This is a genomic window from Mesobacillus foraminis, from assembly GCF_004340465.1.
Taxonomy (GTDB): domain Bacteria; phylum Bacillota; class Bacilli; order Bacillales; family Cytobacillaceae; genus Mesobacillus_B; species Mesobacillus_B foraminis.
The window spans coordinates 1-12,423 of the sequence record NZ_SLVV01000028.1; the positions used below are offsets into that span (position 1 = coordinate 1).

A 12,423-nucleotide genomic window follows, 5' to 3' on the forward strand; every position below is an offset into this window, starting at 1 on the left:
GGTCATTTCGCCACACGATTTGACACCCCGCATCATACCAAGAGGGCTCTTTTTATTTCAAGTCCCCGAAAATCCTTCTAACAGGAATGCTCCTTAATTGCTCTTAATTTCTCTTGTTAGGCACAATAAATCTGCCTCTAGCAAGAATAATTAATTACACCATTGGTTATGATATTCTTTACCCCAGCAAATTATCAATTCAGGGTAGTTTAGAATAAGCCAGTGAAAAGCTATTCCAAGCAGAGGGAATAGCTTTTCACATTTTGGTGGCCATTTCCATTTTGGTTCAGAACCTCTGGTATATTTTTTTGAGAAACCTGGTTGAGCCCACCTACCCTTCACCCCTTCGGATTATAGGATATTGAGGAAGGATACTATAGCACCAATCACTGTTATAACTATTAGATCAGTAATCCTGTTTTTTCTAGAATACATGGTACATATCCCCTTTCTAAGTAGTAGGTATAGGTTACCATGTTTCATCATTGTCTATTCGCAACCCCTTCGTAACCCCTTCTGAAAAGCGGCTATTTAGTTACACTTTCAATTTTTCACTAAAAAACATCCTCTTGTATGCCATTAATCTTGCGTGAGTAAATTAATTTGACACTGACCAGCTTCTTAGGGTACCATTTCTTGAGTTTAACTTGCTCACTCCGAAGGATTGAATATATAGTAAACGTTGTTGGTGAATTGCTTAGTTCGGTCCCTATTTTTACCTTTGGCAATTAGGTGCACTTTTTCTAGATTATCTAAGGGTTTTATAACAGTCTACTTATAAGATTGGTATACGTAGTTAACTGTTCCAACAATGGGAAAGAATAGCGTCATTCCCACTAATTAAGCCTAATTCCACAAGAAATAAATTGAGTAAGGACTTCTATATAATAACGAGGTATTACCCGGTTTTCTTTAACTTAATTCCTGTTCCTTAATATCGATTCTCATGTTCATTCTTTCTAAAATAGAGTTGAATAAAAAAAACGCCCCTCCATCTCGTAGGAACGTATAATAAACATTTACTTTACTGCTGAAATTATTAAAAACACAGGTCTACGGAGCTCATCTTTCATTTCAGGAATACTTTTTAAGATTTCCTCAGAGGGATTTGGCTCCCTCACTTTCCTAATCTTAAAACCAGCAATAATTAAGTCATTGGTTAGGAATGATGTTTCACGTAATCCTTCCAAATGGTGAATGTCAATTGCCCAATGCAGTCGATTCCCTTTGTCATCATAATACCAATCTTGTTCGTTCCGAGAAGTGAAAATTGGATTTTCAACCGAAAATACAAAGGAACCTCCAGGCTTGGCATTTTAATGTACGAAATTAAGGAATCATTAGTCATTTCATGAGCTTGTTGAAGCATTTTTTCAGATATATCTACTCCAATTACAGACCTTGCTTGCTGTTCACGAGCATAACGGCAATGCCAACCGAAACCGCATCCCAAATCAAGTACACTTTCATTTCGGAGTTAGGGTAAAAGTTCTTTTAAAACGTGCCATTCTCCTGTACTCTCAAGTCCATTGACTGAACGTGCCATTTTTTTATATGCAGTAAAGAAATTCACATCATCCTACTTTTTGTTTCATAATTTATACAACTCCTCAATATTAAGATAGCCTCCTAAAGGAACAACATCTTTTTCAGGAGGCTATCTATTTCCTTCTAGCAATTTCTTTAACCCCAATAAAGTTATTATATTAAATATAACAGAGCCTTTATTAAACAAACCTAACCTCCCCGATTACATTCCTGTAGAGCGTAATTTGAGCTTTAATAAAAATAGGGCTCCTCAGTAAGATATCAGTAAGACTCCATTCTAATTCAACCAAGTAGTGAACAATACAGAGTTTATGGCTATCCACTCCAATAAAGTGAAAGTCAAGAAAATAAAAGAGATGAAATTTATAATGAAATTGGCTGGTAAATTAGCGAGGATATTTGTAGAAATAGCACGCAATAACGGAATCGTATTGTCCAGAAAAATATTTTATTAAGCGTTTATTTTGTACGGGGTGCACTACTGTTTCTTCCACTCCCAAACTGGATGCTTTCCCTCCCATGTATCAACGGGTCAATTTTCCTATCATTCCTTCGTCATGCCTGACCAACAGGTGGAGGCTAGTTTTGCTAACCTGATGAGTCAGCGCTCTTTTGTTTAAGGAAACCGCTAAATTGGAATATGCAACCTCATCCCTGTCTTCAGCAGGATTCATATAAGAATTGATTAATTATGGGGCAATGTCGGTCATGACCGGGCTGTTTACCTTTTAGGTATTTATTGCTGGTTGTTCCAGTTTCGTTTGTGTTTTCTATAGGCGGGTAACTATAATTGGACGGATTAAATAGATAGAACCAAATGTCCTTTTCAACCAATACCGATTTTTCCAAAGATTGATTTTGAACTAGGAGGATGTTATGGAAACAAGGAAATATTTAGTGGAAGAAAACAAAAATGTTAAGCTATTCGAATACTCGACTACAGAGGAGAACCGCATAGAGGAAAAAGAATTGCTGGAAAAGATGATTCCGTCAAGCGTCAGCAAGCTGAAGGATTTGCACTGGAGGCTTTACGCAGAATCGAAAAAGGGAATATTAGTTGTACTACAGGCGATGGATGCGGCAGGGAAAGATGAAGCGATCAGTTACATCTTTTCAAATTTAAACGCTCAGGGTTTGAAAACAACGTCCTTTAAGAAACCCTCTGACACGGAGCTTAGCCATGATTTCCTTTGGAGAGTTCATAAGGGACTGCCTGCAAGAGGCGAAATAAGTATCTTGAATCGTTCGTACTATGAAGATGTAATTGTGCCAAGGATCCATGGGTTTGCGGGGGAAGATGTGATTCCAAACGATTTGGATAAAGATAAGATTTGTATGATGCGCTATCGACACATCAACGAATTTGAACGCTATATGGTGGAAAATGGATTCGAAGTGGTCAAATTTTTCTTTAATGTGTCGAAGGAAGAACAGAGAAAAAGGCTGCTAGAGCGTATGAAAGATCCGAAAAAGAACTGGGAGTTCTCTTTCAATGATGTAAAGGAGAGAAAGCACTGGGACCGTTACCAAGCAGTATTTGAAGACATGTTAAGCCATACCTCTACCAGCTATGCACCTTGGTATATACTCCCGGCAGATGATGAATGGTATTCCCGTTACATTTTGACGGAAGTCATGATCGAATTACTTGAAAAAATAAATCCAAAATTTCCTGAAATCTCCGAGGAAAACCAAAAGAAACTGGATAAATACATTGAAATGCTCGAGAACGAATAACAAAAACGAATTAGATATAATCGAACACGATCACCACCCACTTATTTTTCAAAAGAGTATTAGGACCTTAACGAACTCAGTTATCATATAAAAAATAATCAAAAGATGGGGATTAATAATGTACCCAGATCAAACATTTTTTATTGATTGATTTTCTCAATATTAACGCCAAGCTCTTGAAATTGAAGATGTTTGGCTTTTTTTATTGTTATCATATAAATATTTAAATACTTGTGAATAATCTTTGTTTAAAGTTCGGTACCCTCTTTTTTATTTCTACTCATTAATATTGCGGTCTCATATCTATCGACCAATTTGATATTAAGTCTCTTTATTTAAAAGTGTAGAGTAAGGTAAACTAATATATTTTCTGTGACTTCTTAATTTGGATCCCAGTTTACATAAAAGGACCTCCTTTATCATAAAAAGGAGGTTATAGGAGTATTTCCATATATATTCTGCCTATCTTTGTATAACAAAGGTTTTTGCTTGAACGATTAATTCACTTAATCTTGTGTAATCCTGTGTCATTGAATCAAGCTCATTTTTTAATTTCTCATTTTCTGAAGAAAGCTCAAGAATTTTTGCCTTGAGTTCGCTATTTAAGCTCTTGTATAAACTGAGATTCTCGTTGATTTCAGCATATCTACTTTCCTTCTCATATAAATCTTTAATAAACTGAGTAATATTTTCAATAGGCTGCTCTTGATTATTATTTTGTCGTTCCGATGCCACTTGAGATCTTTCGACTTTCTGATGATTGTCCTGTAAGGTTTCCTTGCCTTGCTTATTTGGGCTACGTGATTTATTTTTTGTTTCTTTTCTCTTTTCTTCCCGTCGTTTCTGTTTCGCCTGTTGGATTTCTGTACTGTATTGTTTCCTAAGGTATGAATTCCATCGAAATCCGCATGCCCCAGCCGTTCTTTCCAGCTGCTTTCCAACTTCCTTGAATGCTTCCAACTGGGTGGAGTTTTCCTTGATATGGCGAAGCACCGTTGCTGCCAATAATTCATCTTCCTCTTGAGTCCAAGTATCTTTTCTATCCTTTTGAGTGGTTGGCATCTATAATCCTCCGTTTTTAACCATATATATTCAAACAAAAGAATAGATAGACTGTTTTTTAAATAAGGGCAAATATCACATGTTCATAAGATTGAACATAAAACGGTAGTTTGGAAGAGAAAGTATTTTATTTCTCGCTTCGAGACCTTAGTAAGTATTTTTAATAAGGATTGCTACTAACCATGGTTATACTAAGCAAAATCTAATTGCGATATTTGCCAATCATGACGGGAGTTGTGACGATACAAAAGAGTTTTCGTGATCATGGTTCAGTTACTGGTGGTTTTGTCATCTCATGAACACAACCATTTGTACGGAGGTATTCACGATTATTAATAAACTAGCTTAGATTTGAATTTTAGCCTTTAATTTGTTATATTAACAACAATCTTAATAAAATGTGTTCTCCAAAGGGGAGTAGCTTTAACAACAAAGTCGTCATTCCGGGAAATGAAATCCCCGGCTTTGTTGGCATTATTTAATTGCTAGCGAGACCTTTACCGCTTATTTGTAGTTGGTAAAGGTCTTTTTGTTTTTTTTTGAGACCTTTGCCTCCATACGGTAAAGGTCTTTTCTTTTGGAGATCACCTTGTTCCTAATTAAAAAGCTTAAGGGGGTGGTCAGTCGGTTAGCTAGATATCCACGAACGGGGCATTGTTTAAAGGGACAATCATATTGGAGCTTATAACACAATCGATGAAAGCATGAGGGAAAACGTGAAACAACGATTAATAGCTATACCACGTTTCATGAAACTATGGATAATCACCATATCATTTATTACAGGATTTAGTATGCTGATCTTCGTTGAATTGTCAGGGGGCTTATCAGCAGGAAGGTTCCATCCAATTGATCAAAAAGTAATTGACTTTGTCCAAACCTACTCTTCACCCTTTTTGGATTCAATCATGATTTTTATAACGACGATGGGGTCAAAATGGGTGATCGGAATACTTCTGATAGGCTGCATGAGTTTATTCCTTTTGGTACAACGGAATTATTGGGGAACTCTCATTTCGTTCCTAACAGTAGCTGGAGGAGGCATTTTAAATCTATTGCTGAAAGGTCTTTTTGAAAGAGAGCGCCCTGACATCAACCGTATCATTCACGCTGATGGGTTTAGTTTTCCAAGTGGTCATTCCATGGGAAGTATGATTTTTTATGGATTCTTGGGTTATCTCGTGATTCGTAGCCGCAAGTGGCCAATCCTTTCTAAGTTAGGTTGGATTTCATTATTAAGCATGGTTATTTTCCTTATTGGTATCAGCCGGGTATACCTTGGAGTCCACTATCCCACAGATGTACTGGCAGGTTTTTCAGCCGGAATTATATGGCTTATAATTTGTATAAGCATCCTTGAATTCATAGACTGGGCCAAAAGAAAACGGAAGTTTGAGAGGCGTTTGGAAGATCAAAATAGGGAAAAGGGACAAGAGACATTCAAGTAAATGGTTTATCAGAATTTCAATGATACAAAATTTTAAAAGAGAAGGAGAGCTGCATGTATGTTTAAAAAAATACTCAAGAAGATCCAACAATTTTCAGGGAGTCATAGTAATAGCCGCAGGCATAGAAACTATAGCAGCAGCGGTCGAAGGAAATACGGAAGCTACAGTCATAGCTCGGGCAGAAAGAATAATAATAAATATGGAGGAAGCCATAACTACAAACGCCGTAATAGAAGCAGCAGTTAGGGTCAAGTTTATACAAACCTTTCCCTTCTAATCCAATTCGGGAATTGGGAAAAGGCCCTTTGTTTCGAATTCAATATCTTAATGGCTGATCCTAGCCCACCGAAATCGTAAAGGGAAAAAAATAAGTCCTTGTTCAAATTGAACTAGGACTTATTTTTCGGTCACTATTAATTTTTTTGGCACAACCCTCCTTGGCAATCAATAGCTTTTACCAAATCCTCGCGAATATGATCAGTCGCACTGTATACTTCGTTGATCCCTAATAACCTTTTAATAATATCTTCAGTCTCCTTGCCTATAGATAACTCTTCTAACCAACTACGTTTCTTACTCGGTTTTCCTTTAAATTGAGAATAAAGCAAGAACAGTAAACATTCACCTAAATCAAAGAAATCATCTTGCCTCCTTGACTCGATATCAATATCTTTGGGTGATATTTTTTTCGCAAGGCCAAAATCGATTAAAAATACTTCTCCATTCTTCACTAAGACATTTGGAGGTCTAATATCACTATGAAAAATAAGGTTTTCATGCAAATAATCTAATATAGACATTAGTTTATAAGCAAGTATTAAAGACTCCAATTCTGTAAACTCACTTTTTTGTAGAAATAATAAGTCTTCTAAATTGGGTGCATCAATCTTATTCATTACATAATACGATTGCCCATCTATCATAAAATAATCGACTAGATTCGGAATTCGTTTGTGATTTATTTTCCTAAGTAATTCAACTTCCTGTTTAAAACGTTCACGTTCATATGTTCTTTTTGATTTACTGGGCCGAAGCTGCTTTAAAACATATCTATCTTGTGTACCTTTGAGAACACACTGGTATGTAATTCCATAACCGCCCATTCCAAGACATTTTTCAATTATATATGAATCTCCTAGCAAGACACCTTTCTTAATAGGACGGTCATACAGACTTTTAATAATGCGGGTCCATTTCATTTCAAAAAATTTCCTCCTAGTCAATGTTTTTCAAGAACAAATTTTTATTGGAAATGTGATCTCTGAACCGTAGAGGGAGCAAATTCTGTTAAACCTTTTATATTTTTCGTTAGTAAAGTTTACCTTGAATTTGCTGTACTAAACGTATGCTATATTGTATCCACAACAATAATGAAGTACATAAGGGTAAAAGGGGATTATCTCCAAACCAATTTCTTAGAGCATAGGAACCTTCTTTCAACAAACTCGCTGCTAAACAGTTATGACTATATGTTGAATGATTACACGTTAGAAGTCTAGTGAAACACACACACATGCCATTGAGAAATCAGGATAAAACATAAGAGCGTAAAAGAACTACGTAAGCTCCTGAGTATTGTAGACCATAGAAGGAGCTTCCCACACTGCATCCAAATGAAAAAGCCACTCATTAAAGAGTGACTCCTACATGTATTACTTCCTTTGATTGTATTTTACTTGATGGTCATACACTAACCACTTTGTTCCGCTTTTGTAAAAACAGATGGTAGTTGTTTTATTTCCACTCATTTCATTCACATGATATTGCGAAATATATAAATAAGCCTTTCCATTCTTTACAAAGTGAGTGACAGTGGGTTTCTTCGGTTCATACTCCCCCTTCCAATCGAGAGGATAGAGTGACAAACCCCAGATTTCTGTTTCGATTACGTGATACAATTGATTGCTTTTTCTATCTTTCCCTGCGGTCCTAAATTGCTGCTTAAAGTATTTATCTATAAACGGTTTCGTAAATTGTGGTGTCATGATAGCGTAAATCTGACTTTTTGTATAATTCTTACTCCAAGTGATTCTTTGAGTCTTTTCCGCTTTATCAGCAATTGCTTTAGCAGTAGTAGCTGACATAGTACTATAAAATCTTAGATAATCATCGGACACATACCCTTTCTTTTTAGAGTATTTAATTTTGTGCCCAACCACTCTTAATGGAATACACTGTAACTTTGGAGTTCTTCTTTAAGGAACCGATTTTCTTATAGTTCGTTCCAGGACCACTTCTTACGTTAAGTACCCCACTGGTTATATCGACTACACCTGTCTTTGCGGCAGCTTCCACTTGATACAATGGTGCAAATACCGATACGAGCAAAGTCAGTAAAAAAGCCAATAGCCCCTTAATGGTCTTGTTTTTCACCTTATTCCTCCTCTTCTCCTTAGACCCATTATTCCAAAAATACATAATTGATTTTGAATCAAATATATTACTGCCATACATAACAAACAATGAATTTTATTCGTCAATTATCTACTTTATATTTGATATAGTCCCTTAGTGCGCATCAAATAGGCGGGCTGTGCAGAATAAAAATTTTTACTTATTCATTCGTTTTGAAGTAAATTCCAACAAATAATGTTTTGTTATCTCTCCTTTTTGAACCCTCAACACGCTGGTAGATGTTCTTGCCATCCCTATAATATCCAATCCACTAGCTCTTCTTCTCCTGAGGCTAAGGTTTATCTTTCGGTTGCCGTCCCTCTTCTCTATCTGGCCAACTATCTGTTGCAGCTTCTTTTATTTGATTACGTTATGCGAATCAACCTTCTTCACCTCTATCACCTCTTTGTGCAAAAAAAGCATCCTCTAAAAGGATGCTTGATAGTTCAGTAGTTATATTTTTTTGACTTTATCTCATTTACTATTCTTACTTTACCCGTTTGTTGGCCTTCTAATTTATACTAATTGATGACGGTTAAGATTGAATGTAACTAACGCAGTTCGTGTTCCATTATACATTGGGAATGATTCACGCCATGGTGAACTGTATTATATGAAGAAACAAGGACATTTTATTTAATCAAACGTTTGATTAACATCAGAATTACGGTTAATACTTCTATTTACTATGGAACCATGCTATCTTTAAAATTTGTTGGGAAGGGAAAGAAAGTTTTCTCTATTCCGTTTTCCATTGGTTGTAGTGTAAAAAAGTGGGAGGTTATAAGAATGTTTTTCTTGGGATTGTACGATTGGTTACCTGTTAAAATTTTAACGGTGGCACTGCTGATTCTCATCACGGTATACTTAATCCGCAAATCCATTAAGCTTTTCTTTGACAAAACGAGCTTCTTGGATGAAAAGCGTGAAGAGACATTGATTCATTTCGCCAACCAGGTGACAAAGGTATTAGGACTGGTGTTCTTCTTTATTTATGTGATTAGCCCTTTCTTTGACCTTGCGAAGCTTGTCACAGGTTCCGTTGTAGTGGCAGGTGCCTTGGCATTGATCTTCCAGCATATCATCCGCGATTACATTATGGGTCTAACCTACTTGTTTGAGCGCCAGATCCATCATGGAGATTATGTCATCATCAATGGAAACTGCCAGGGTAAAATTGAGGAAATCAGCATGCGCCACCTGAAGATCCGCCAGTATGACGGATACCTCTATACGGTTTCCTACAGCAACATTACGGAACTTCAGAACGGGAACCGGGGTAGGCGCCGGGTCAACGAAAGCCTTGTCCTCAACTATAGGCAAAATCCGGACGATGCCTTCAAGGTGATGGAGGAAGTGGCTGAAACATGCAACGAGAAATACGGTGAATACCTGTTGAAGGATGAGAAGGGTGTTCCTGTTGAGAATTTTAAATTTAACCACATCACCGAACTGAACGTGGAGTTTAGGGGGCACCGATATTCACTATCAGGTCTCGTGAATGAAGCAGACATTGTGGAAGCAGGCAAAAAGGTAAGGTATGAACTGGCGAAGGCCGCTCACAAATATGAGCTAATGATGGCCGAGAGCCTTAGCACAGGCGATTAACAAACAAAAAAAGCAAGAGTTCATACTCTTGTTTTTTGCTTTTTCTGTTGTTTAACTAGTAACTATTGAATCTGCACCCTCCCTTTTTCGATCGAACCTTTGAAATCCCTCCTTTAATTCCCCCTCATATACAGGCAATCCATTCCCCAACCTTATTATATAGTGATTTTTCATAACGATTCTTCCTAAGCTTTACAGGCATTTTAAGCCACAGCATTGATAAACTTGTTTGGAAACAAAAACCCATGAACAGCCGGGTTGAAATCAAGCGTTCGACTATGGCGCCATGATTAAATCTCATCCGCCCTAAAGACAATAGACTGTGAGGATTTAGAAATCGAATTTTGCTAATCGCAGCAAATATTATTAGTTGACGGTTAATTTCGGTCAAACACTTTCTATAGGGAGTATTTGGCTTTTTTCATTTAAATTTCTCCCGACTAAAGATTTTCTCAAGTTGCATTTAATATATGATGTAGTACGCTAACCCGCCCAATCAGATCGGGGGCGGGTTTCTCGATTGTCTTTTATAATGCTTCCGCTCGCTCTTAAAGCCTCTTCAGTTGCTGTGATTCTTCCCACACCAAGGCAATATAATGCAGCATTCTGCCCACTGTCCCCCCTTCAAGGAGGGCATCGTCCTAGGAAAACACCCTCTCGAGGTCTACCCTGAATTTAGGAAGAATGGCTGATTCAATCATCCCCTTTTCCTTAGCAACATCCTTTTGGCGGTACTGGCCGTCAACCAAGGTGTAAACCTGAATGGTATTGATAAGTGGGTTGACGATCCAATATTCCTTCACGCCATACTGCATATATAGGTTAAGTTTAAAAACTAGGTCATGTGCCTGGTTGGAAGGACTTATGATTTCGATGATCATTGTCGGCACGCCAACAAACTTACTTTCTTCAAGCCCTTCCTTTTCGCAAATCACAGATAGGTCGGGAATCACAATCTTTTCCCCTTCCACTTCTTCACTTTTAAGTTCGATATCGAAAGGGGCATGGAAGACTTCACAGTTACCTCCATCAAGCAGATTGAACAATTGCGCATGCAGTCTTCCGGAGATGCGCTGGTGCTTGGTGGAAGGCGAAGGAGACATATATACCACTCCGTCCACGTACTCCAATATTTCGTCGCTCGTTTCCCTGAGCCGGTAGAATTGTTCCAGGGTCAACCGTTTATCCTCGGGTAAACTCATTCCCGTCCTCCCCTTTCAATGATTTTACCTATATTATACCTAATCAAGGGCAAAACACCTATGATGCAAGAAGGCATCTTCTAAATCTTCCTCTTGAATCAGATATGAATTTGGTTTTCTTGTGAAAGAATTACCACCTGGATTTTAAAGCGAATTACAAATGATATGAATCCTCATATAGGCATTCCGAACAGCCATAAGGCTTCAATCTGTAATCTTAGAAAAATGGATAATTCATGTTCTTAGAGACCCATTGAACTCAAATCGGGTTTTGGGAGACATCGAACCTCCTAAAACCCGACGATATCTTGCTGTCGCCTGATATCGTAGCATGTTTCGAAACCATGTTTACGAAACGATGCTTAACGTAACGGCTTCGGGCATCGAACCCATAGCCGTCAGGCAGCTGAACCGCTCACGGGTTCTTTACAGCTGCCAGTGGGTGTAGTGTGTGCTTCTCCTTCCTTCGTTCTCCTCATTGTAACAAGTTCGCTTATGACAGCCGGAAGGGCAGGCGGGCGGGGAAAGAAGTCGGCCAAGCCAAGTAGGCTAAGCCACAGTAACCTTGTAAAAGGCACAAGCTAACTATGGCTAAGTCATTGGGCTTGCCTCGATTTCTAACGGCAAAGCCCGGGAATCATGGGCCTTGCCTACCCCTCCCTGGCAAGCACGCTCCTTCGCAAGCGTGCCCTTCCCCCTGTTTGCGCGAATTGTTGGCCTACTCCCAAACAAAGGAAGGAGAGAGGCCAAATGAAAAACGAATTGGAAAATATATTTGAAGTGGTGAGGATCAAGCAGCAGACCAGAAAGCTGAGGGCAAGTGAAAAATACGTTATCCTTTCCCCACAGGATGCAGCTAAAGTTGCTGCAAAATTCATTGGTGAAGATGACAGGGAGGTTTTCCTGGTGATGTGCCTCAACACCAAAAATCAGGTGGTAGCGGTACACAGAGCCCATGTCGGAAGCCTTAACGCTTCCCTAGTCGTACCAAGGGAAGTATTCAAGGCAGCCATCCTGAATAACAGTGCTTCACTGATTTTTAGCCACCAGCATCCAAGCGGAGTTGTCAATCCATCCAGGGAAGATATCACGGTTACTGAGCGATTAGTGGAGTGCGGAAAGATCCTTGGCATTGAAGTACTGGACCATGTGATTGTGAATGCAGAAGCTGAATATTACAGCATGAAGGAAGAAAACAAGATGTAAGGGCAGGGGAGAGAAATCTCCCTTTTTTTGCTCGTCAATTGTGTACAATGTATACAATTCGTGTTAAAGTTAGTATACATTGTATACAAAGGAGCATTCCTGTTAGAAGGATTTTCGGGGACTTGAAATAAAAGGAGCCCTCTTGGTATGATGCGGGGTGTCAAATCGTGTGGCGAAATGACCCCTAACTTAGTTAACCAAGGAGGACTCCAAAGTGG

10 protein-coding genes and 1 pseudogene are annotated in these 12,423 nt (G+C 38.3%); 5 read left to right on the forward strand and 6 right to left on the reverse strand.

From position 1 onward, the window contains the following. Positions 1-1,019: 1,019 nt before the first annotated feature. Positions 1,020-1,546, reverse strand: a pseudogene (locus EV146_RS26550) (class I SAM-dependent methyltransferase). An 878-nt stretch (positions 1,547-2,424) separates the two neighbouring features. Between EV146_RS26550 and EV146_RS26560 the strand changes: the two are divergent. Further along, positions 2,425-3,285 carry a PPK2 family polyphosphate kinase gene (locus tag EV146_RS26560; RefSeq protein WP_132011588.1) on the forward strand — a complete coding sequence of 287 codons (861 nt, stop codon included), beginning with the start codon at positions 2,425-2,427 and terminating at the stop codon, positions 3,283-3,285. Between the two features lie 462 nt (positions 3,286-3,747). Here EV146_RS26560 and EV146_RS28310 read toward each other — a convergent pair whose 3' ends face one another. Beyond that, on the reverse strand, positions 3,748-4,347 hold the full coding sequence (locus EV146_RS28310) for an RsfA family transcriptional regulator (protein ID WP_132011589.1): 600 nt from the start codon (positions 4,345-4,347) through the stop codon (positions 3,748-3,750). A gap of 749 nt (positions 4,348-5,096) precedes the next feature. Here EV146_RS28310 and EV146_RS26570 point away from each other — a divergent pair. Both EV146_RS26570 and EV146_RS26575 read left to right on the forward strand, forming a co-directional pair. Beyond that, positions 5,097-5,795, forward strand: coding sequence for a phosphatase PAP2 family protein (locus EV146_RS26570; RefSeq protein ID WP_158287233.1), 699 nt, complete (start codon positions 5,097-5,099; stop codon positions 5,793-5,795). A gap of 19 nt (positions 5,796-5,814) precedes the next feature. Then, positions 5,815-6,072, forward strand: coding sequence for a hypothetical protein (locus EV146_RS26575; RefSeq protein ID WP_158287234.1), 258 nt, complete (start codon positions 5,815-5,817; stop codon positions 6,070-6,072). A gap of 136 nt (positions 6,073-6,208) precedes the next feature. Here the strand turns inward: EV146_RS26575 and EV146_RS26580 are convergent, their stop codons facing one another. From EV146_RS26580 to EV146_RS26590, 3 genes are all read right to left on the reverse strand, one after another. Then, complete coding sequence (locus tag EV146_RS26580; protein WP_132011592.1) at positions 6,209-6,994, reverse strand: serine/threonine-protein kinase; 786 nt, start codon at positions 6,992-6,994, stop codon at positions 6,209-6,211. 453 nt (positions 6,995-7,447) lie between these two features. After that, positions 7,448-7,879, reverse strand: coding sequence for a hypothetical protein (locus EV146_RS26585; protein ID WP_132011593.1), 432 nt, complete (start codon positions 7,877-7,879; stop codon positions 7,448-7,450). 55 nt (positions 7,880-7,934) lie between these two features. Then, positions 7,935-8,168: an SH3 domain-containing protein gene (locus EV146_RS26590; RefSeq protein WP_158287235.1), complete on the reverse strand. Its 234-nt coding sequence runs from the start codon at positions 8,166-8,168 to the stop codon at positions 7,935-7,937. 810 nt (positions 8,169-8,978) lie between these two features. On the opposite strand from EV146_RS26590, the gene EV146_RS26595 reads away from it, so the two are divergent. Continuing rightward, on the forward strand, positions 8,979-9,797 hold the full coding sequence (locus EV146_RS26595) for a mechanosensitive ion channel family protein (protein WP_132011595.1): 819 nt from the start codon (positions 8,979-8,981) through the stop codon (positions 9,795-9,797). A 641-nt stretch (positions 9,798-10,438) separates the two neighbouring features. Here EV146_RS26595 and EV146_RS26600 read toward each other — a convergent pair. Then, positions 10,439-10,999, reverse strand: coding sequence for a Uma2 family endonuclease (locus tag EV146_RS26600; protein WP_121614132.1), 561 nt, complete (start codon positions 10,997-10,999; stop codon positions 10,439-10,441). A 762-nt stretch (positions 11,000-11,761) separates the two neighbouring features. Between EV146_RS26600 and EV146_RS26605 the strand changes: the two genes are divergently transcribed. Further along, complete coding sequence (locus EV146_RS26605; RefSeq protein ID WP_132011596.1) at positions 11,762-12,205, forward strand: JAB domain-containing protein; 444 nt, start codon at positions 11,762-11,764, stop codon at positions 12,203-12,205. The last annotated feature ends 218 nt before the right edge of the window (positions 12,206-12,423 follow it).